The sequence below is a fragment of the Pseudomonas sp. dw_612 genome (assembly GCF_018449725.1).
Classification (GTDB): domain Bacteria; phylum Pseudomonadota; class Gammaproteobacteria; order Pseudomonadales; family Pseudomonadaceae; genus Aquipseudomonas.
This window is the reverse complement of the sequence record NZ_JAAVVC010000017.1, coordinates 46,883-68,936: the sequence shown is the minus strand read 5'-3', so window position 1 is coordinate 68,936 and position 22,054 is coordinate 46,883. Positions and strand designations below refer to the sequence as shown.

Annotated in this window: 16 protein-coding genes; 8 read left to right on the top strand and 8 right to left on the bottom strand. The window is 60.0% G+C overall.

The window, feature by feature from the left end; genetic code table 11:
* The first annotated feature begins 5 nt into the window (after window positions 1-5).
* Together HB680_RS23045 and HB680_RS23040 are read left to right on the top strand one after the other, a co-directional pair.
* A complete protein-coding gene (locus HB680_RS23045) occupies window positions 6-3,650 on the top strand; it encodes a transporter substrate-binding domain-containing protein (RefSeq protein ID WP_213940775.1) in 3,645 nt (1,214 codons plus the stop codon).
* Between the two features lie 48 nt (window positions 3,651-3,698).
* Window positions 3,699-6,644, top strand: coding sequence for an HD domain-containing phosphohydrolase (locus HB680_RS23040; protein WP_213940774.1), 2,946 nt, complete (start codon window positions 3,699-3,701; stop codon window positions 6,642-6,644).
* Window positions 6,645-6,808: 164 nt separating this feature from the next.
* Here the strand turns inward: HB680_RS23040 and HB680_RS23035 are convergent, their stop codons facing one another.
* Together HB680_RS23035 and HB680_RS23030 are read right to left on the bottom strand one after the other, a co-directional pair.
* Window positions 6,809-7,291 carry a GAF domain-containing protein gene (locus HB680_RS23035; RefSeq protein WP_054052060.1) on the bottom strand — a complete coding sequence of 161 codons (483 nt, stop codon included), beginning with the start codon at window positions 7,289-7,291 and terminating at the stop codon, window positions 6,809-6,811.
* Window positions 7,288-8,178 carry a DUF815 domain-containing protein gene (locus HB680_RS23030; protein ID WP_213940773.1) on the bottom strand — a complete coding sequence of 297 codons (891 nt, stop codon included), beginning with the start codon at window positions 8,176-8,178 and terminating at the stop codon, window positions 7,288-7,290. Before HB680_RS23030 ends, HB680_RS23035 begins: the two co-directional genes overlap by 4 nt.
* Before the next feature lie 153 nt (window positions 8,179-8,331).
* Here HB680_RS23030 and HB680_RS23025 point away from each other — a divergent pair, with 153 nt between their 5' ends.
* A complete protein-coding gene (locus HB680_RS23025) occupies window positions 8,332-10,653 on the top strand; it encodes a response regulator (RefSeq protein ID WP_213940772.1) in 2,322 nt (773 codons plus the stop codon).
* Here the strand turns inward: HB680_RS23025 and HB680_RS23020 are convergent.
* From HB680_RS23020 to msrB, 3 genes are all read right to left on the bottom strand, one after another.
* Complete coding sequence (locus HB680_RS23020; RefSeq protein WP_213940771.1) at window positions 10,637-11,098, bottom strand: MarR family transcriptional regulator; 462 nt, start codon at window positions 11,096-11,098, stop codon at window positions 10,637-10,639. The two genes, HB680_RS23025 and HB680_RS23020, sit on opposite strands and share 17 nt — an antisense overlap.
* Window positions 11,095-11,580, bottom strand: coding sequence for a glutathione peroxidase (locus tag HB680_RS23015; protein ID WP_213940770.1), 486 nt, complete (start codon window positions 11,578-11,580; stop codon window positions 11,095-11,097). The genes HB680_RS23020 and HB680_RS23015 overlap by 4 nt, the downstream gene beginning before the upstream one ends.
* A 192-nt stretch (window positions 11,581-11,772) precedes the next feature.
* The gene (gene msrB, locus HB680_RS23010; protein WP_213940769.1) at window positions 11,773-12,168 is read right to left on the bottom strand and encodes a peptide-methionine (R)-S-oxide reductase MsrB; all 396 of its coding nucleotides are present in this window, start codon (window positions 12,166-12,168) and stop codon (window positions 11,773-11,775) included.
* Window positions 12,169-12,393: 225 nt separating this feature from the next.
* Here msrB and HB680_RS23005 point away from each other — a divergent pair, with 225 nt between their 5' ends.
* Together HB680_RS23005 and htpX are read left to right on the top strand one after the other, a co-directional pair.
* On the top strand, window positions 12,394-13,605 hold the full coding sequence (locus HB680_RS23005) for a pyridoxal phosphate-dependent aminotransferase (RefSeq protein ID WP_123409453.1): 1,212 nt from the start codon (window positions 12,394-12,396) through the stop codon (window positions 13,603-13,605).
* 316 nt (window positions 13,606-13,921) lie between these two features.
* The gene (gene htpX, locus HB680_RS23000) at window positions 13,922-14,809 is read left to right on the top strand and encodes a protease HtpX (RefSeq protein WP_213940768.1); all 888 of its coding nucleotides are present in this window, start codon (window positions 13,922-13,924) and stop codon (window positions 14,807-14,809) included.
* A gap of 203 nt (window positions 14,810-15,012) precedes the next feature.
* Here the strand turns inward: htpX and HB680_RS22995 are convergent, their stop codons facing one another.
* Window positions 15,013-15,666 (bottom strand): thiopurine S-methyltransferase, encoded by a 654-nt coding sequence (locus HB680_RS22995; protein ID WP_213940767.1) that lies wholly within the window; start codon window positions 15,664-15,666, stop codon window positions 15,013-15,015.
* Between the two features lie 103 nt (window positions 15,667-15,769).
* On the opposite strand from HB680_RS22995, the gene HB680_RS22990 reads away from it, so the two are divergent.
* Window positions 15,770-16,537: a class III extradiol ring-cleavage dioxygenase gene (locus tag HB680_RS22990; protein ID WP_213940766.1), complete on the top strand. Its 768-nt coding sequence runs from the start codon at window positions 15,770-15,772 to the stop codon at window positions 16,535-16,537.
* Between the two features lie 214 nt (window positions 16,538-16,751).
* On the opposite strand, the gene HB680_RS22985 is transcribed toward HB680_RS22990, so the two are convergent.
* Window positions 16,752-18,425, bottom strand: a complete 1,674-nt coding sequence (locus HB680_RS22985; RefSeq protein ID WP_054052043.1) for a DEAD/DEAH box helicase — start codon at window positions 18,423-18,425, stop codon at window positions 16,752-16,754.
* A 421-nt stretch (window positions 18,426-18,846) separates the two neighbouring features.
* Here HB680_RS22985 and HB680_RS22980 point away from each other — a divergent pair, with 421 nt between their 5' ends.
* A complete protein-coding gene (locus tag HB680_RS22980) occupies window positions 18,847-19,638 on the top strand; it encodes a crotonase/enoyl-CoA hydratase family protein (RefSeq protein WP_213940765.1) in 792 nt (263 codons plus the stop codon).
* A 128-nt stretch (window positions 19,639-19,766) separates the two neighbouring features.
* On the opposite strand, the gene HB680_RS22975 is transcribed toward HB680_RS22980, so the two are convergent.
* Complete coding sequence (locus HB680_RS22975) at window positions 19,767-20,522, bottom strand: spermidine synthase (protein WP_213940764.1); 756 nt, start codon at window positions 20,520-20,522, stop codon at window positions 19,767-19,769.
* 146 nt (window positions 20,523-20,668) lie between these two features.
* Here HB680_RS22975 and HB680_RS22970 point away from each other — a divergent pair, with 146 nt between their 5' ends.
* Entirely contained in the window at window positions 20,669-22,015 is a 1,347-nt protein-coding gene (locus HB680_RS22970; RefSeq protein WP_213940763.1) for a 3-deoxy-7-phosphoheptulonate synthase class II, read from the top strand.
* Window positions 22,016-22,054: the final 39 nt, after the last annotated feature.

Below are 22,054 nucleotides of genomic sequence, written 5' to 3'. Positions count from 1 at the left end.
ACAGGATGCCCCTTCGCATAAAGGACTATCTAATAACATTGAGCGCAGGTGTATGCCTGAGCACTTCAGTGTTCGCCACGCACGCCGCCGTCGAGAACTACGCCCTGCTCAGCCGTTCAACGGTCGGACACGTGGAAGTCCAGCTGGATAAATCGCAACGGCAATGGGTCCATAACAAGCGCGAACTGATACTGGGCACATCGGCCCCGGACTACCCGCCTTTTGACCTGACTGTCAGCGGCCGTGACTATGAAGGTTTCACCGCGGACTATGCCGGGATCCTCGCCCAGGCCACGGGTTTGCCGGTCAAGGTTCAGCGTTTCGCCTCGCGTCATGCCGCCATCGAGGCGCTGGAGCAGGGTGAGGTCGACCTGCTCGGCACGGCCAATGGCTTCGAAGCACACAACGCCGACATTGTGCTTTCTGAGCCCTATGCCGTGGATCAACCGGTCCTGGTGACACGCGAGGGCGAAACCCGATCGCTGACCGATGGCCTCGCCGGGTTGCGATTGAGCATGGTGTATCACTACTTGCCGCGGGAGGAAGTGCAGGCGCTTTACCCGAAAGCGATCATCACCGATTACCCCTCCTATCAGAATGCAATCAACGCGGTGGCCTTCGACCAGGCTGACGTCTTTCTTGGCGACACCATTTCCGCCCACTACATGATCAATAAGGGTTACCTGAACAACATCCGCATGGCCAATTTCGGTAAACACGAAGCCCACGGCTTCAGCTTTGCGCTGCACAAGGGCAATCCGGAGTTGCTGCAGATCGTCAACGCGACCCTCAAGGCCGTCCCCACCAGCGAACGGGAAAACATCGCCAAGCGCTGGAGTGCCGGCAGTGACATTCTGCTCACCGATCAAAAGCTGCAACTGACTGACCGCGAAGAGCGCTGGCTGGCGCAGCACCCGGTGGTGCGCGTCGTGGTCAACGAAGCGTTTGCACCACTGACGTTTTTCGACAGCGACGGCAACTTTCGCGGCGTCACCGCCGACCTTCTGGAACTGATCCGATTGCGCACCGGGTTGCGCTTCGACGTCCAGCGCAGCCGTGGCGACGATCAGATGATCGCGTTGGTCAAAGGCAATCAGGCCGACCTGATCGCCGCGCTGCTCCCGACTCCTCAACGGGAAACCCAGCTGAATTTCAGCCGCCCCTACCTGGAAAACTCCTTTGTACTGCTGACGCGCAAAGCCGCCGACAGCGCGACCAGCCTGTCGCAGCTACAGGACAAACGCCTGGCCATCGCCCAAGGCAATCCGCTGCTGGACTACCTGCGCAGCGAGTTTCCGCGCATTCACCTGATTGAAACGCCGGACACCTTCCACGCCGTGGAATTGCTCGCCGAGGGCCAGGTAGAAGGTGCCGTCAATTCACTGGTCATTGCCAACTACTTCATTTCGTCGCGCATCTTCGAACACAAATTGCAGATCAGCACCACCATCGGCACCCAGCAGGCGGCGTTTTCCCTGGCCACGGCGCGGGGCGCCACGGAACTGAGTTCCATCATCGATAAAGCACTGCTGAGCATCGCTCCGGAAGAACTGGGCGTCATCAACAGTCGCTGGCGCGGGTACTCGGCGGCCTCGGAAAAAACCTGGAATAACTTTCACCGGGTGTTCTACCAGATTGTGGTGGTCGCCAGCCTGCTGTTGCTGATTTCCATGGCCTGGAATGCCTGGATGCGGCGCCAGATCAACCAGCGCAAAGCGGCTGAGCGCGCGCTGAACGATCAGTTCGAATTCATGCGCTCGCTGGTCAACGGTACGCCTCACCCGATTTATGTGCGTGATCGCCAGGGCTTGTTGCAAAGCTGCAACGACAGTTACCTGGAGGTTTTCCAGGCGAAACGCGAAGACGTGATCGGCAAATGCGTGATGCCGGGTAACATGAACAACGCCTTCGAAGCCCGGGAATATCAGGCTGACTATCAGCGCGTCGTGGCCGAAGGTACGCCGTTGATCCTTGACCGCCCACTGCACATCGGCGGCCGTCGGCTGACGATCTATCACTGGATTCTGCCCTACCGTGATTCGAGCGGTGAAGTGCAAGGCATCATCGGCGGCTGGATCGACATCAGTGAGCGGCGACAACTGTTCGATAAGTTGCGGGCTGCCAAAGAGCAGGCCGACGAGGCCAACCGGGCCAAAAGTACGTTCCTGGCCACCATGAGCCACGAAATCCGCACGCCAATGAACGCGGTGATCGGCATGCTGGAGCTGACCCTCAAACGCATGGATCAAGGGAATCAACATCGCTCGTCCATCGAAACCGCCTACAGCTCGGCGAAAGACTTGCTGGAGTTGATCGGCGACATTCTCGACATCGCCCGGATCGAATCCGGGCGCCTGAGCCTGAGCCCGGAGCGCGTCAACCCGGGGGATATCGTGGCCTCGGTGGTCAGGATTTTCGACGGACTGGCCCGGCAGAAAAACCTTCGCCTGGTGTTGACGTTCAATCCTTCGCAGCCACCTGTCGATGTGATGCTGGACCCGCTGCGCTTCAAGCAGGTGCTGTCCAACCTGATCAGCAACGCCATCAAGTTCACGGAACAGGGCGAAGTCCGGATTACGGTCAATCTGCTCCCAAGCGATGAGACCGACCATACGCGACTGCAAGTGCAGGTTCAGGATACGGGAGTCGGCATCAGCGAACAGGATCAGCAGCGTCTGTTCGAGCCCTTCGCCCAGGCCGACAACACCGGGCAATTGGCCAGGGGCGGCGCGGGACTCGGTCTGGTGATCAGTCGCAACTTGTGCGAAATGATGGGGGGCAGCCTGCAACTGCACAGTCGCCCGGGGGTGGGCACTCAGGTCAGCCTGTCCCTGGACCTGGCGACGCTGGCACCGGCGCAGGCGCAGGATCGGGTTGAACCGCCCATCCCCACCACCAGCACGCCCCTGAACGTACTAGTGGTCGACGATCATCCCGCCAATCGGTTGCTCATGTGTCAGCAACTGGAATACCTGGGGCATCGATTTACCGGTGCCGGTGACGGTCAGGCCGGGCTGGAGGCCTGGAAGAACGAGGCCTTCGACCTGGTGATAGTCGATTGCAACATGCCGATCATGAATGGCTATGACCTGGCCCGTGCCATTCGCCAGCATGAACAGTTGGAGCAACGTCCGCCCTGCACCGTCCTGGGGTTTACCGCCAACGCGCAGCCGGAAGAAATACAACGCTGCAAGCACGCAGGAATGAACGATTGCCTGTTCAAACCCCTCAGCCTGTCGGCATTGAGTCAGTGGGTCGAAAGCATCAAACCGGCGGTCCGTGAACAGCCGTTCAATCTGGACGGACTGGACCTGTTGACGGGCGGCAACCCGGAGATGGCCCAGCGCCTGATGGCCGAACTCTTGAGCAGCAATCGACTGGATCGGCAGGAGCTGCTGGCCCTGTCCAGACTCGATGATCGCCAGGCCCTGCTCGACCTTGCACACAAAATCAAAGGCGCGGCCCGCATCGCCCAGGCCTGCCGATTGATCGATTGTTGCCAGGCGCTGGAAAAAACCTGCCATGACCCGGCGACCGCGGATGAGGTCGCCCAATGCGTCAACGCCATGAACCAGGCCATGCTCGAACTGGAGCGCGCGTTACTGCAACAGATAGGCCTCAACGCCAACAGCAAAATGGCGGAGCCTTAACTATGCTTGGACGCTGAGCAGTGCGTAACCACTATGGAGAGACCCGTAATGCCCAGCCCACTGCGCCCGGATCAACGCCGGTTTCCCCTGCACGTCCATATCAGCGTCATGTTCACCTTCCTGCTGTTGCTGACCGGCGTGGTGCTGGGCATTTTCAATTACGGGCAAACCACGCAGATCATTCTGTCCAGCAGTGAAAAGCTGTTCAACCGCATCGAGCAGGATGTGCGGCTGGACCTGCAATCCACCTACGAGCCGATTGGTCATCTGCTGAGCCTGCTGGCCGACCTGCCCGCCACCCAGGCCCCGGCACTTGAGCCGCGCCTGGCGTTGCTCAAGCCGTTCAGCCAGTCGCTCAAGGACAACCCCAACCTGGCCTCGTTGTACCTGGGCTACGGCAATGGCGATTTCTTTATGGTCCGACCGTTGCGCACGGATGCCCTCAAGGCGCTGCTCAATGCCCCGGACGCGGCGGCCTACCAGGTGTGGAGCATCGAGCGCCACGGCAACGGCAATCAGCTCGTCTCCCAATCCTTGTTCTACGACCTGGCCCTGAACCTCATCAGCCGCCAGGACGTTGCCGACGAAACCTACGATCCGCGGACCCGTGCCTGGTTTACCAGCGCTCGCGCGCAGGCGAACCAGATCACCACCGAACCCTACATTTTTTTCTCCACCCATAACGTCGGCACCACACTGGCCCGGCGCAGCGGCGACGGTGCGGTGATGGGCGCCGACCTGACCCTGGCCGAGCTGTCCGCGACCCTGGCCAAACACGTCGTCACCCCCAGCACCGAGATCGTGCTGTTCGATGCCGAGGGCAATGCCGTTGCCTATCCCGACAGTCGCAAACTGATCATCGACGACCAGACCGCCCGCCTGAGTAAAGCCGCGGACCTGAGCCCCGGCCTCGGCGCCCTGCTCGCCAGTCCGCCAGCGGGCAATCGCCTGAACGTCGGCGGCCGGCAGTGGATCGTCGCCCGCAGTCACATGCAGGAGGGCGGCCCCCAGGGTTTGCAAATGGCAATGCTGGTGCCCGAGGATGAACTGCTCGTCGATGCCTACCGCATGCGCTGGCAAGGGGCGTTGATTACTCTGGCCACGTTATTGCTGTGCCTGCCGGTGGGTTGGCTGACGTCGCGGATTCTGGTCAAGCCCCTGCGTGCACTGGTGAAGGAGGCTGACGCGATTCGCAGTTTCGATTTCAACTTTCCCGTCAGCCGCCGCTCGCCGGTGCTGGAAGTCGATCAATTGGGCGTGTCGATGACACGGATGAAGGACACCCTGAGGAGTTTTTTCCAGATCACTGATAGCCTGTGCGCCGAGACGCGCTTCGTGCCCTTGCTGCAGCGGGTGTTGTTTGAAACGGTAAAAATCGCCCAGGCCCAGGCCGGCCTGATCTACTTGCGTGAAAGTGATGGCGATCGCATCGAACCCCATGGCCTGGTGATCAACGGCACCTCTCAGCCCTTGCCGTCGTTCGACATTCAAGGACACGAATTGCAGAACCCGCAGAGCCCATCGTGGCTGCTAGATCTGTCGAATGCGGACAATGTGGTCACCAGTCTCGGTTTCGAACAGGCCGGGGATTTGCAAAAAGTCCTGCTGGCCATGCAGAGCCCGCGGGTGCATCTGATCGGCATTCGGCTGCGTAACCGGCACAACGAAACCGTGGGTCTGTTGATCCTGCTGCTGGCGGACAGCGGCAGCCAAAGCGACCTGGAAAAACTTCGCCCGGATCGCATCGCGTTTCTGCAAGCAGTGTCCGGCGCCGCGGCGGTGAGTATCGAAAGCCAGCGTCTGCAAGCCAAGCAAAAACAATTGCTCGATTCCTTCATTCAACTGCTGGCCGGCGCAATCGACGCCAAGAGCCCCTACACCGGCGGCCATTGCCAGCGCGTACCGGCGCTGACCTTGATGCTCGCCCAGGCAGCCGCGGCCAGTCAGGCGCCGGCGTTCAGCGGTTACCAACCCACCGAAGATGAGTGGGAAGCCCTGCACATTGCCGCCTGGCTCCACGATTGCGGCAAGGTCACCACGCCCGAATATGTGGTCGACAAGGCCACCAAACTGGAAACCCTGAACGACCGCATCCACGAAGTCCGCACCCGTTTCGAAGTGCTCAAGCGTGATGCCTGGATCAACTATTGGCAGGCCATTGCCCTGGGCGGCGAGGAGCAGCACCTGGCTGAATTGCGCAATGCTGTGCTGGCGGGACTGGATGATGACTTCGCCTTTATCGCCCGCTGCAATCTGGGCGGCGAGGCGATGGCCGAGGCCGATCTCAAACGCCTGAACCTGATCGCCCAACGGACCTGGACCCGAACCCTGGATGACCGACTCGGGGTTTCCTGGGAAGAAAACCGTCGCCAGGCGCGCACCCCGGCGCCGACACTGCCGGTCAGCGAGCCGCTGCTGACGGACAAACCCGAGCATCTGCTGGAACGTGCCGAAGGCGAGCTGATCCCGGCCGACAACCCCTGGGGTTTCAAGCTCGATGTGCCGCACTACAAATACAATCGCGGCGAGCTCTACAACCTGAGCATTTCCCGGGGCACCCTGACCCGCGAAGAGCGCTACATCATCAATCACCACATGGTGCAGACGATCCTGATGCTCAGCCACCTGCCATTCCCCGGCCACCTCAACAACGTGGCGGAAATCGCCGGTGGCCACCACGAAAAAATGGACGGCACCGGTTATCCGAAACAGTTGAAACGCGAGGACATGAGCCTGCCGGCACGGATGATGGCGATTGCCGATATTTTCGAAGCGCTGACCGCGGCGGATCGTCCGTACAAGAAAGCCAAGTCCTTGAGCGAAGCGCTGGGCATCATGGCGACGATGTGCCGTGACGCCCATATCGACCCGGAATTGTTCGGGCTGTTTATCAACGAGCAGATTTACCGGCAGTACGCCGAGCAGTTTCTCGACCCGAAACAGATCGATGCCGTGGACCCGGCGAGTCTGCTGGCAAAGGCTGGTTTGAGCTAACGACGGTCAACTCAAGATGTGAACGCCACAACCCCTGTGGGAGCGAGCTTGCTCGCGATAGCGGACTCACTGGCAATACATGTGTTGAATGTAAGACCGCCATCGCGAGCAAGCTCGCTCCCACAGGAATGCATTTCACCTGACAGGAAGCTCTGAAAGGATAATCAGCAATCAGTCAGGCGCAAGAAAATTGCCGCCAGTTGCTCAATACCCGCCTGATCATCAGCGGTGAAACGCGCCAGTTTGGGGCTGTCCAGATCCAGCACACCGATCAGTCGGCCGTCCTTGACCAGTGGCACCACCAGTTCGCTGTTCGACGCGCTGTCGCAGGCAATATGTCCGGGAAATGCGTGCACATCTTCGACCAATTGGGTCTGCAAGGTCGCCGCTGCCGCCCCGCACACACCGCGACCGAACGGAATCCGCACACAGGCGATCTGCCCCTGGAACGGGCCGAGCACCAGCTCTTCGTTGCGATTGAGGTAGAAACCGGCCCAGTTCAGATCATCGAGCTGATTGAACAAAAACGCGGAAAACTGTGCGGCGTTGGCGATGAAATCCCGCTCGTCCGCCAGCAACGATTCCAGTTGTGCGTGCAGCATGCCGTAGCCCTCGAGGCCCTGGCCGCTTTGTTGTAAATCGATCATGCCTTGTGCTCCAACAACTTCAGTCCAACCCAATAACGCGCGAATTGATAAGCGCAACGGCCGTTGCGATTACCCCGGCCCGTGGCCCAACGGACCGCGAGGATATCCAGCTCTTCAGTGCGCTGCCAGGCCAGGCCGGCCTTGTCGGCCAATTGTCCGATCCAGTGCTCGACCACATTAAGGAAGTGCTCCTGGGTAAACGGATAGAACGACAGCCACAGCCCAAACCGGTCCGACAATGCAATCTTGTCTTCCACCGCTTCGCTCGGGTGCAATTCGCCGTCAACGCGTTTCCAGTTTTCGTTATCGCTTTCCTTTTCCGGCACCAAGTGGCGGCGGTTGGACGTGGCGTACAGCAGCACGTTGTCCGGCGCTTGTTCAAGGGAGCCGTCGAGCACGCTCTTGAGCACCCGGTAATCGCCTTCGCCCGACTCGAACGACAGGTCATCGCAGAACAGCACGAAACGCTGGGGCAATTTGGCGATCTGCTCGACGATACGCGGCAAGTCCGCCAAGTGATCGCGCTCGATCTCAATCAAGCGCAAACCGGCCGAGGCATGCTCGGCCAGCAGCGCGCGAACCAGCGATGATTTACCGGTGCCGCGCGAGCCCCAGAGCAGTGCGTGGTTGGCCGGCATGCCGTCGATGAATTGTTGGGTGTTACGCCCCAGTTGTTCCACCTGACGATCGACACCGATCAGGTCGGTCAAACGGGTGTCGAGGCTGACTTGCAGTGGCAACAGAAAACCGCTGCGACCCTCGCGCTGCCAGCGCGCGGCCAGGCAATGGTGCCAGTCGATGGTTTGCCGAGGGGCCGGCAGCAGGGGTTCGATACGGGCCAGAACGGCATCGGCGCGTTCAAGAAAAGCATTCAATCGGGAATCCACGTCTTCTCCTCGGGCACGTTTCACAGTAATGATGGCGACAGGGCAACTCACAACAACCGGCCCCTCGAATCGGGGCGGCACGGGAACATCAGTATCCATGCATGATCGACTATGCTTGAGCAGCGAAGGGAAACGGAAGTGGTTCAACACCCCATGGATATCAAGTTCACCCACCGGCTGTCATACAAGCAAGCCCGGCTCACTGTGCTGGTCGGTTTTATACTGGGCACCCTGCTCAGTCTGGTGCAAATAGGCATCGATTATGCCAGCGAAGACGCCTCCATCAACCGCGAAATATTGTCTTTGCTGGAAATCAGTCATAACCCGGCCTCACGCATCGCCTACAACATCGACGCCGAGCTCGCCCAGGAACTGACGATGGGCCTGTTGCGCTCGCCGGCGATCATCAGCGCGCAGTTGACCGATAACAACAATACGGTGCTGGCCAGCGTCAAGCGCCAGGGCCTGCAAAGCGGTTATCGGGTGATCAGCGACTTTCTGTTCGGCGCCAACCGGCAGTTCGAAGACCGGCTCTTCCTCGACCATTTGCCCGATGAATCCCTCGGCACCTTGCAACTGGAGGTCGACACTTACTCCTTCGGCAGCCGTTTCCTGCGCCGGGCCGAAGTGACCCTGCTCAACGGTTTCGCTCGCAGCCTGATCCTGACCGGGATTCTGCTGGCGTTGTTCTACGTGATGCTGACCAAGCCACTGGTGCGGGTCATCCGCGAACTCAGTGGGCGTGATCCGCGCAGCGCGGAACCGACATGGCTGGAGTACCCGGCGGGGCATGAAAACGATGAAATCGGTGTGCTGGTCAAAGTGGCCAATCAACAATTCGAAAACATCGCCACCGAAATCCAGCAACGACGCAACGCCGAAAACCGCCTGACCGATTACCTCGGGCAACTGGAAAACATCGTCTCGGCCCGCACCGCCGAACTCAAGGCGATCAACACTCGACTCAGTCAATCCAACCAGGAACTGGAAGTCGCCCGCAGTACCGCACTCGACATGGCTGAAGCGCGTTCGGCGTTCCTGGCCAACATGAGCCATGAAATCCGCACGCCGCTCAACGGCCTGCTGGGGATGATCGCGCTCTCGCTCGACGGTCCGCTCAATCCCGAGCAACAGCAGCAACTGTCCATCGCCCATGACTCGGGCAAAGTGCTGGTGGAACTGCTCAACGATATTCTCGACCTGTCGAAATTCGATGCCGGGCAACTGGAGCTCGAACACATTCCGTTCGACCTCGGCTCACTGATCGAGGACACCGCCAACCTGCTGTCGCAGAACGCCGCGCCCAGCGTCGAACTGGCTTGCCTGATCGATCCGCAGTTTCCGGCGCTGGTGCTGGGCGACCCGACCCGGGTCCGGCAGATTGTCAGCAACTTGCTGTCCAACGCGCTGAAATTCACCCGTTTCGGGCGGGTCGATGTGCGGCTGTCAATGTTCGAGGATGGCGTGCGCATCGAGGTGTGCGACACCGGGATCGGGATCGCCCAGGACGCTCAGGTGAAAATCTTCCAGCCCTTTACCCAGGCCGGCGCCGGCATTACCCGGCAGTTCGGCGGCACCGGGCTGGGCCTGGCCCTGACGTACAACCTCTGCGAAGCCATGCAAGGTCGACTGACGATCAGTTCCGAAGCCGGGTTCGGCAGCCAGTTCTGCGCCGACCTGCCGCTGCCGTGCCACACCCGCGCCATTGCACCTGCGCCGCTGCAAGGCAAGGTCATCGCGATTACGTCGGCCAGCAGTGGCCTGGCGGAACTGCTGAAAGGCCTGCTGCCGTTATGGGGACTCGACTATCAGCAGCGTTCCATTGAAGACTCGGTGCTCGGCCTGGATCCCGATGTCTTGATCACCGACTGCCCGGAATGCCTGTTCGGCCTGCGCCCCACGCTGACGGCGCCGATTCTGCTGGTGACCGCCTATGGCAGTTTCATGCCCAGCGAAGAAGCCGCCGCTCTGGCGCCCTTGCAGCAACAGGCGCGGCCATTGGCCCGCAATGCGCTGTATCAGACGCTGCGCCGGATCTTGCAGCCGGAAACCGCCACGAACAACGACGCCCGACTCAACGCCCTCACTCCACAACGTCGCGGTCGGGTGCTGCTGGTGGAGGACAACCCGGTGAATCAATTGGTGGCCAAGGGCATGCTTGGCAAACTTGGCTGCGAGGTGGTGGTTGCCGCCCATGGCGCCGAAGCCCTGGATCAACTTGAGCTGAGTGAGTTCGATCTGGTGCTGATGGACTGCAACATGCCAGTGATGGACGGCTACGAAGCCAGTCGGCACATCCGCCGCAGTGGGCGCTGGCCGCAGTTGCCGATCGTCGCCCTGACCGCCAACGCCATGTCCGAAGAACGCGAACGCTGCCGTGTGGCGGGTATGAGCGATTACCTGGCCAAACCCTTTCGCCGGGAGGAACTGGCCGCCCTGCTCGACTTGTGGATACCGACTACGACAGCGCTTTGATCTGCCCCAATAGTTGATCCAGGCCTTCGCGCAGTTCATTCAGGCGATTCAGGTCCACGCCGCTGTCGCACAGCAGCCGCGCCTTGAGCGGCCCTACCTGCTCACGCAAGGCCTGACCGGCGGGCGACAGACTCAGGTGCACCTCACGCTCATCCCGCGCCGAACGCTGGCGCTGGACCAATTGCAGTTGCTCAAGTCGCTTGAGCAACGGCGTGAGGGTGCCCGAATCCAGCGCCAGGCGTTCGCCCAAGGCCTTGACGGTCGGCTGCTCCGGGGCCTCTTCCTGCCATTCCCACAACACCAGCATTGCCAGGTATTGCGGGTAAGTCAGGCCGAGCTGATCGAGCATCGGCTTATAGCCACGGATCACCGCCCGGGACGCGGCATACAGCTTGAAGCAGAGCTGGCTATCGAGTTTCAGGGAATCGGCGGACACGCTGTTCATTTCAGCAGTGCTTCGATCTCGGCGGTCAAATCCTGCGGCTTGGTCGCCGGGGCGAAGCGCTTGACCAACTGGCCGTCCTTGCCGATCAGGAACTTGGTGAAGTTCCACTTGATGCCTTGGGAACCCAGCAGGCCCGGCGCGCGTTTTTTCAATTGAACGAACAGCGGATGGGCGTCGGAACCGTTGACATCGATCTTCTTGAACAGCGGGAAGCTGACACCGTAGTTCAGCTCGCAGAACTCAGTAATCGCCCCTTCGTTACCAGGCTCCTGCTTGCCGAACTGGTTGCAGGGAAAGCCGAGCACCACCAGGCCTTGATCCTTGTAGGTCTGCCACAGTTCTTCCAGACCTTTGTACTGCGGGGTGAAACCGCATTTGCTGGCGGTGTTGACTACCAGAACGGCTTTGCCGGCGAAGTCGGACAGGGTTTTCTGTTCACCCTTGATGGTGGTGACCGGGATGCTCAGCAGGTTGTCGCTCATGGTTTGGGCTCCAGATGCAGGAAGAAGCGTCAAACATAGTAAGCAATTGAATTGTGTGCAATCTAAATTATTGAACACTGATCATCTGTAGGAGCTGCCGAAGGCTGCGATCTTTTGATTTTGCTTTTTTCGAGATCACTGAAGATCAAGATCAAAAGATCGCAGCCTTCGGCAGCTCCTACAGGGCTCGCATTACGTGCGGGGAACGAGGTCCAGGCACACCGAGTTGATGCAGTAACGCAAACCGGTCGGTGGCGGGCCATCCGGGAACACGTGCCCCAGGTGTGCGTCGCATTTGGCGCAGACCACTTCGGTGCGGATCATGCCGTGGCTGACGTCGCGGATCTCGACCATCGCACTGTCGCCGATCGGCGCGTAGAAGCTCGGCCAGCCGCAGCCGGAATCGAATTTGGTCTTGGAATCGAACAACGGCTCATCGCAGCAGATGCAGTGGTAAACGCCGTCGGTCTTGGTGTCGTTGTACTTGCCGGAGAACGGCCGTTCTGTGCCCTTGAGGCGACAAACGTTGTATTGCTCTGGATCGAGCATCGCCTTCCATTCTTCCAGGGTTTTATCCAACTTTTCCATCGTCACACCTCAGCAGCTGAAAAAGCCCGATCTGTACCTTTTCCACGGATCGGGCGGCACGTATGATTGCGCCTCGTCAAACGCCAGTCTGGCAGCCAGACCCCGCGCATTCAAACGGATTATGAGTGTCGCCACTGAAGGCGTCAGGCCTGTGTGAATACGCAGGATTCCCAGTACGGTTGTCCATCCGCCGCCTGGATCGTTCATTTTCGGGAACACATCGCCATGCAGGTCAGCAAATCGAACAAGCTCGCCAACGTCTGCTACGACATTCGCGGCCCAGTGCTCAAGCACGCCAAACGCCTGGAAGAGGAAGGCCATCGCATCCTCAAGCTGAACATCGGCAACCCGGCGCCCTTTGGTTTCGAAGCGCCGGATGAAATCCTCCAGGACGTGATCCGCAACCTGCCGACCGCCCAGGGCTACAGCGATTCCAAAGGCCTGTTCAGCGCGCGCAAAGCGGTGATGCAGTATTACCAGCAGAAGCAGGTCGAAGGTGTCGGCATCGAAGACATCTATCTGGGCAACGGCGTGTCCGAGCTGATCGTGATGTCGATGCAAGCCCTGCTCAACAACGGCGACGAAGTGCTGGTGCCCGCTCCCGACTATCCACTGTGGACCGCCGCCGTGAGCCTGGCCGGCGGCAACCCGGTGCACTACCTGTGCGATGAAGGCGCCGACTGGTTCCCTGACCTGGCCGACATCAAGGCCAAGATCACCCCGAACACCAAGGCCCTGGTGATCATCAACCCGAACAACCCGACCGGCGCGGTGTATTCCAGGGAAGTCCTGCTGGGCATGCTCGAACTCGCCCGCTCGCACAACCTGGTGGTGTTCTCCGACGAGATCTACGACAAGATCCTCTACGACGATGCCGTGCACATCTGCACCGCTTCGCTGGCGCCGGACCTGCTGTGCCTGACCTTCAACGGGCTGTCCAAGTCCTACCGCGTGGCCGGTTTCCGTTCCGGCTGGATCGCGATTTCCGGGCCGAAACACCACGCCCAGAGCTACATCGAAGGCATCGACATGCTGGCCAACATGCGCCTGTGTGCCAACGTGCCGAGCCAACACGCGATCCAGACCGCACTCGGCGGCTATCAGAGCATCAATGATCTGGTGTTGCCTCAAGGTCGCCTGCTGGAACAACGCAATCGCACCTGGGAATTGCTCAACGACATTCCCGGCGTGAGCTGCGTCAAACCGATGGGCGCGCTGTATGCGTTCCCGCGGATCGATCCGAAGGTGTGCCCGATCCACAACGACGAGAAATTCGTGCTCGACCTGCTGCTCTCCGAGAAGCTGCTGGTGGTGCAAGGCACGGCGTTCAACTGGCCATGGCCGGATCACTTCCGCGTCGTCACCCTGCCCCGGGTCGACGAACTGGATCAGGCCATCGGCCGGATCGGCAACTTCCTCAAGACCTACCGCCAGTAAGCGGGCGGTCACCGTGCGGCGCGGGTCCGTGTCGCACGGTGATTGATTCAGCAACACATCTCTATATCTTGCCGCACCCCCCTGTTGCCGCCGCTGCCTGATGATGGTATTTGCGCTCGCGTCTAACAAAGACGGGGGCTACGCGGTTAATCGTCTGTCAAACTCTTCCTGCGTCCGCGTCGGAAACGCCCTGCACGCAGCTAAACTATTGCTGTAGGACACAGTTTGAAATAGTCACCCGGTTGAATAGCACGGTGCAGCACCTTATATACCCCGCAGTACGCTACATCTTTAGCATGAGGAGATTTCTACAACCATGATGCGCATCCTGCTGTTTTTGGCCACTAACCTGGCGGTCGTGCTGATTGCCAGCATCACCCTGAGCCTTTTCGGCTTCAACGGGTTCATGGCGGCCAACGGGGTTGATCTCAACCTCAATCAGCTGCTGATTTTCTGTGCGGTCTTTGGTTTCGCCGGTTCCCTGTTCTCGCTGTTCATCTCCAAGTGGATGGCGAAGATGAGCACCAGCACCCAAATCATCAGCCAGCCGCGCACCCGTCACGAGCAATGGCTGCTGCAAACGGTCGAGCAACTGTCCCGGGAAGCCGGGATCAAGATGCCTGAAGTCGGGATTTTCCCGGCCTACGAGGCGAACGCCTTCGCCACCGGCTGGAACAAGAACGACGCACTGGTCGCGGTCAGCCAGGGCCTGCTCGAGCGGTTCTCGCCGGATGAAGTCAAAGCCGTGCTGGCCCACGAGATCGGGCACGTAGCCAACGGCGACATGGTCACCCTGGCCCTGATCCAGGGCGTGGTGAACACCTTCGTGATGTTCTTTGCGCGGATCATCGGCAACTTTGTCGACAAGGTGATCTTCAAGAACGAAGAAGGCCAAGGCATTGCCTACTACATAGCGACGATCTTCGCCGAACTGGTGCTGGGTATCCTGGCCAGCTCGATCGTCATGTGGTTCTCGCGCAAACGCGAATTCCGCGCTGACGAAGCCGGCGCACGCCTGGCCGGCACCGGCGCAATGATCGGCGCCCTGCAACGCCTGCGGGCCGAACAAGGGCTGCCGGTGCACATGCCGGACACCTTGAACGCCTTCGGCATCAACGGTGGCGTCAAACAGGGCTTCGCCCGCATGTTCATGAGCCACCCGCCGCTGGAAGAGCGTATTGACGCGTTGCGTCGTCGGGGCTGAGTTGCTCGGCACTAAAAGAAAAGGCCCGCAGTGAATGCGGGCCTTTTTTTGTCTGCTTGTTTTGCGGTGTTCAGTCGGGCCTTATCGCGAGCAAGCTCGCTCCCACAGGTTGACCGGGTTGAATCACAATTTTGTGATCGACATCGATCCACTGTGGGAGCGAGCTTGCTCGCGATGAGGCCAGCACGACCAGCACAAATCCATCAGCTGGAAACCCGATAAACCCGCTCTTCAAGCCGCGTTACACCGCTTTCGACAAACTTCCAGCTCTCACCCAACACATCCTGGTCTTCCAGAACCTTCAACCCCCAGGCTGCACCGAACAACCGCTGCACCTCATCATCCAGCACGGCAAACGGCGGGCCGTCCTTTTGTGCCTGCTCGTAATCCAGGGTAATCAATAGCCCCAGGGAATCCTTCGGCAGGATCCGCTTCAGGTGCTCAGCGTATTGCTCGCGCATTTTCGGCGGCAAGGCTATCAGCGCCGCGCGGTCGTACAACGCGCTGCAATCAGCCACATCACCGGCGGTCAACGCGAAGAAATCGCCGCACCAGATTTCGATCGAACCCGCGCGATAGACGGTGAAGGGGCCCTGATCGCTGACGTCCGGGTCGAATTGATGCTCATGGAAAAAGTCTTCCACGGCTTTTTCCGACAATTCGACGCCCAACACCTCGTGGCCGCATTTCGCCAGCCATAGCAGGTCCAGGCTTTTCCCACAGAGTGGCACCAATACCCGCGCGCCCTCTTCCAGGCCCAGCTGCGGCCAGTACCGTTGCAGATATGGATTCACTTCAGGCAGGTGAAAGCCGATCTGATTCGACGTCCACCGCTTGTGCCAAAACTCCGGCTGCATAATTAATCCCGAAAATTCGATCAAAAGACCCTAAAACTTATATTAGATTTAGATCAATGATCTGACTGAAGATGACGCCATCTTACCCCTCAGGAGCTCTTTCATGTTCCCCAGCCTGTACATATCCCATGGTTCGCCCATGTTGGCACTGGAACCAGGCGCCAGCGGCCCGGCCTTGGCGCGTCTGGCCGCAGAAATGCCGAAGCCCAAAGCCATCGTGATTGTGTCTGCGCACTGGGAAAGCAACGAGTTGCTGGTCAGCGGCAACCCGCAACCCGAAACCTGGCACGACTTCGGCGGCTTCCCAAAAGCGTTGTTCGATGTGCAATACCCCGCGCCCGGTAATCCACAGCTGGCGACCGAGGTGGTCGAGCTGTTGAAAGTTGGTGGCCTGCCGGCGCGCATCGACGCCAAGCGGCCGTTCGATCACGGAGTCTGGGTGCCGTTGTCATTGATGTACCCGCAGGCCGACATTCCGGTGGTGCAAGTCTCACTGCCGACCCGCAGCGGCCCGGCGCTGCAAACCCGAGTCGGCCATGCGCTGGCCAGCCTGCGTGAACACGGCGTGCTGTTGATCGGCTCTGGCAGCATCACCCACAACCTGCGCGAACTGGACTGGCATGCCGGCCCGGAAAGCGTCGAGCCATGGGCCAAGGCGTTTCGCGACTGGATAATTGAAAAGCTCGCTGCCGATGACGAGGTCGCACTGCATGATTATCGTCAGCAGGCGCCGAATGCTGTGCGCAACCATCCGAGTGATGAGCATTTGCTGCCGTTGTACTTTGCTCGCGGGGCTGGAGGTGAGTTCGGGATTGCGCACCAAGGGTTCACCATGGGGGCGCTGGGGATGGATATTTACCGGTTTGGCTGACAGTCAGACCGTGTCGCGCCCTTCGCGAGCAAGCCCGCTCCCACAGGGCATCTCTGGGATGCACAGATATTGTGCTCACTGGAGATCTACTGTGGGAGCGGGCTTGCTCGCGAATGGAGGCAACTCGGTCCCCAGCCAAGCACAAACCGCAGGCAAAAAAATCCCCGAACCAGTCGGGGATTTTTTATGTGCGATCAATCAGCCCGAGAGCGGATCAATCTTCGCGATAGCGACGCAGCTTCAACTGCTTGCCAGCAACGCGAGTGTCCTTCAGTTTGGTCAGGAGTTTTTCCAGACCATCTTCCGGCAGTTCGACGAGGCTGAAGCTGTCACGCACCTGGATGCGACCGATTGCTTCGCGAGCCAGGCCGCCTTCGTTCAGGATAGCGCCCAGCAGGTTCTTGGCAGCGATGCCATCACGCGCACCCAGCGCGGTACGGCAGCGAGCACGGCCTTCAGCCAATGGAACCGGAGCACGACGCTCACGATCACCACGGTCCGGACGATCACCGGTACGCTCTGGACGATCGCCACGCGGTGCGTTGTTCGGCACCAGTGGACGTTCTTTCTCGATTGCAGCCAGGGTCAACGCCTGAGCGTTGGTGGCTTTGCGCAACAGAGCAGCGGCCAGGGCACGCGGGGTGCAACCGATGTCGGCGGTCAGGCGATCGAGCAGATCACCGTGAGTCGATTCGGCATCAGCCACCAGCGGCGACAGGCTGTTGGTCAACTTCTTGATGCGAGCATCGAGAACAGCTTGTGCGTCCGGCAGGCGAACTTCGGCAACCTTTTGACCGGTTACACGCTCGATCACTTGCAGCATGCGGCGCTCACGCGGAGTCACCAGCAGCAGCGCACGACCTTCGCGACCGGCACGGCCAGTACGGCCGATACGGTGAACGTAGGACTCTGGATCGTACGGCATATCAACGTTGAACACGTGAGTGATACGCGGGACGTCCAGGCCACGGGCAGCAACGTCGGTCGCCACAACGATGTCCAGACGGCCATCCTTGAGGGATTCGATCACGCGCTCACGTTGGTTCTGGGCAATGTCACCGTTCAGCGCAGCGGCTTTGTAGCCTTTGGCTTCCAGGGCACTGGCCAGGTCCAGGGTCGCTTGCTTGGTGCGCACGAACATGATCAGGGCGTCGAAGTCTTCAACTTCCAGCAGGCTCAATACAGCCGAGGTCTTCTGGTCAGCGTGAACCAACAGGTGAGCCTGTTCGATCGCGGTAACGGTCTGAGTCTTGGTCTGGATTTTCACGTGCTGCGGATCACGCAGGTGACGCTCGGCAATGGCACGGATCGACTGCGGCAGGGTCGCCGAGAACAATACGGTCTGACGGGTTGGCGGCAGAGCCTTGAAGATAACTTCGAGGTCGTCCATGAAACCCAGTTTGAGCATTTCGTCCGCTTCGTCGAGAACCAGGTGGTTCACGGTCGACAGGACTTTTTCGTCACGACGCAGGTGGTCGCACAGACGACCCGGAGTGGCGACAACAATCTGTGCGCCATTACGGATTGCTTTCAGTTGTGGGCCCATAGGGGCGCCGCCGTAAACGGCCACAACGGTAACGCCCGGCATTTGCTTGGCGTAGGTTTCGAAAGCGGTTGCTACTTGCAGCGCCAACTCACGGGTTGGCGCCAGGATCAGGGCTTGCGGCTCGCGCTTTGCAGGATCGATGCGATGCAGGATAGGCAGGGCGAACGCGGCGGTTTTACCGGTACCGGTTTGCGCCTGGCCAATCATGTCGTGGCCGGCCATGATGATCGGGATCGATTGCTGCTGAATAGCCGAAGGCTCTTCGTAGCCGGTCGCAATGACGGCTGCAAGAATATTCGGATTAAGATTAAAAGCGGCGAAGCCGCCGGTTTCCTGGGTCATGGGTCTGCCTCTAAGTGCATCCGCAAAGACCCATGCTCCAAAGCTGCGCATGCCGTGTAAGACTCAAGAGTCGCCCTGGCTGCTTTGTCGGCGGGGATTTGCGAAAACGAATGAATGAAAAAGATTCGTCAAGGGAGAGTCCGCTGTGCGGACGTGCAGCCGAAGCTGACTTCGGGGAATTGCGCTACCTAAACGCGGCCCGGTTAAAGGCCGGCGCGCACTATACCGGAATTCGCCCAAAAAGGGAGCATTATTTGTCGGAAAACTGACGTATATACCGTTGTGTCACAGGCTTTGCGGATAATCGTGCAACGGTCTATTTTTCAAAGGCCCGGCCCTGCTGGTGATGGCGCTAAAACGGTTCACCCTTGTGACGCAGACCTTCGGTCTGACCTCTCCTTCCCGCCCGAGGAAATGCCCCATGAATCAGACCGTTTCCAGTCGTGTCAGCCGTGAGCAGCGTGGTCATGTCCTGTTACTTGGCCTGGACCGGGTCGCCAAGCGCAACGCCTTCGACCTGGATCTGCTCAACGAACTGAGCCTGGCCTATGGCGAGTTCGAGGCCGACAGCGAGGCGCGGGTGGCGGTGGTGTTCGGCCATGGCGAGCACTTCACCGCCGGGCTCGATCTGATCAATGCCAGTGCCGCCCTCGCCGAAGGCTGGCAGGTACCGCCCGGCGGCTGTGATCCGTGGGGCGTGTTCGCCGGGCCAAGGGTCAGCAAACCGGTGATTGTTGCGGCGCAAGGTTACTGCCTGACCATCGGCATCGAGCTGATGTTGGCCGCCGACATCAACCTCTGCGCCAGCAACACCCGTTTCGCCCAGAAGGAAGTGCAGCGCGGAATCTTCCCATTCGGCGGCGCCACGTTGCGTCTGCATCAGGTCGCCGGTTGGGGCAACGCCATGCGCTGGCTGCTGACCGGCGACGAATTCGATGCCCATGACGCGCTGCGCCTGGGATTGGTACAGGAAGTCATGGCCAGTGAGGATTTACTGCCCCGGGCGATTGAACTGGCGGAGCGCATTGCCCGGCAGGCGCCGTTAGGGGTTCAGGCGACGTTGATGTCGGCGCGACAGGCGCGTTATGAAGGGGAAACCGCGGCGGCGCAGGGGTTGCCGGCGATGGTGAAGAAGTTGTTGAACAGTGAGGATGCCAAGGAAGGTGTGCGGTCGATGATCGAGAAGCGGCCCGGGGTTTTCAAAGGGGTTTGAGAGATGTATCGGCAGTTAGAAAGCCATCGCGAGCAAGCTCGCTCCCACATTGAAATGCATTCCTCTGTGAAAACACATATCCCTGTGGGAGCGAGCTTGCTCGCGATGAGGCCCTGACAGGCAACAACTTATGTCGCCGGCCGAATCGCCTTGATCAACGACAACAACGAATACCCCAACCGCGGCGCCAGCCCTTCGGCCCGGGCGACCAGGCCTTCCATGTCCAGTTCCTGATCCAGCTCCGACGGCACGATCAAAATCACGTTGCCCTCCTTCACCGGAAGTTCCCAGTAATGCCGATGATAGAGCCCGCGAAACAACGCCGCCCCCAGCGGTTTACCGTCGTCGGTGGCCCACTGATTGATCACCAGCCAGCCACCCGGATTCAGACGTTTCTGACAGTTTTCAAGAAAACTCCAGGCCAGATGCCCGACGCCCGGGCCGACGTCGGTATAGAGGTCGACGAAAATCAGGTCCGCCGGCTCTGCCGTCTCCAGCAACTCCAATGCATCGCCAACGCGGATGTACAGTCGGGGATCGTCATCCAGCCCGAGGTATTCGATGGCCAGGCGCGGTACGTCCGGGCGCAGTTCGATGGCTTCGACGTCTTCCAGCGGCAGGAACTTGAGGCAAGCCTGGGTCAACGTGCCGGCACCGAGGCCGAGGAACAGCGCGCTTTCCGGCTGTTCATGGCACAACGCACCGATCAGCATGGCGCGGGTGTAGTCGTACTCCAGCCAGCTCGGGTCGGCGGTGAACACGCAGCTTTGCTCGATGGCATCGCCAAATTCGAGAAAGCGGTAATCGGCCACTTCCAGCACGCGAATCACGCCGAACTCATCCTGTACCTCGGCGAGCAGATGCTCGACGCGCTCCTCAGTCATTTCGTCTCCAGATCGTCACCGGGCCCGGCAACCAATACACCGCAACATGAAGCGGCAAAGGCGCGATTGTCCGCGAAGCGACGGGAACAGGTCACGCACTAATTGCTGATAACATAAGCGCCCGTGCGTAAACACTAGAGACCGTGATGAGCCAACCCTGGAGCCCTGACAGCTGGCGTGCCTTGCCGATCCAGCAACAACCCCGCTACCCCGACGCTGCGCATTTGCAGCACGTCGAGCAAACCCTGGCCAGCTATCCGCCGCTGGTGTTTGCCGGTGAAGCCCGGGAATTGCGCCGTCAGTTTGCCGAAGTGACCCAGGGTCGCGCGTTTCTGCTGCAGGGCGGCGACTGCGCCGAAAGCTTCGCCGAGTTCTCCGCCGCGAAAATCCGCGACACCTTTAAAGTGCTGCTGCAAATGGCGATTGTCATGACCTTCGCCGCCGGTTGCCCGGTGGTCAAGGTCGGACGCATGGCCGGCCAGTTTGCCAAACCGCGTTCGGCCAACGACGAAACCATCGACGGCGTAACGCTGCCGGCCTACCGTGGCGACATCGTCAACGGTATCGGTTTCGACGAAAAAAGCCGCGTGCCGGATCCGGAACGCCTGCTGCAGTCCTATCACCAGTCCACCGCCACCCTGAACCTGCTGCGCGCCTTCGCCCAGGGCGGTTTTGCCGACCTGCATCAAGTGCACAAGTGGAACCTGGACTTCATCGCCAACTCGGCCCTGGCCGAGAAGTACAGCCACCTGGCTGATCGCATCGATGAAACCCTGGCGTTCATGCGCGCCTGCGGCATGGACAGCTCGCCGCAACTGCGCGAAACCAGCTTCTTCACCGCCCACGAAGCGTTGCTGCTGAACTACGAAGAAGCGTTCGTGCGCCGCGACAGCCTGACCAACGATTACTACGACTGCTCGGCCCACATGCTCTGGATCGGCGACCGCACCCGTCAGCTCGACGGCGCACACGTTGAGTTCCTGCGTGGGGTGAACAACCCGATCGGCGTGAAAGTCGGCCCGAGCATGAACCCGGAAGACCTGATTCGCCTGATTGACGTGCTCAACCCGGACAACGATCCGGGCCGCTTGAACCTGATCGCGCGGATGGGCGCGAACAAGGTCGGCGATCACCTGCCGCAGTTGATCCGCGCGGTCGAACGCGAAGGCAAGAAAGTGCTGTGGAGCTCCGACCCGATGCACGGCAACACCATCAAGGCCAGCAGCGGCTACAAGACCCGCGACTTCGCGCAGATCCTCGGCGAGGTGAAACAGTTCTTCCAGGTGCACGAAGCGGAAGGCACTTATGCCGGCGGTATCCACATCGAAATGACCGGGCAGAACGTCACCGAGTGCATTGGCGGCGCGCGGCCGATTACCGAGGATGGGTTGTCGGACCGATATCACACCCATTGCGATCCGCGGATGAATGCCGATCAGTCGCTGGAATTGGCGTTTTTGATTGCTGAGACGTTGAAGCAAGTACGGCGTTAAATCGCGTCGCGCCCTTCGCGAGCAAGCCCGCTCCCACAT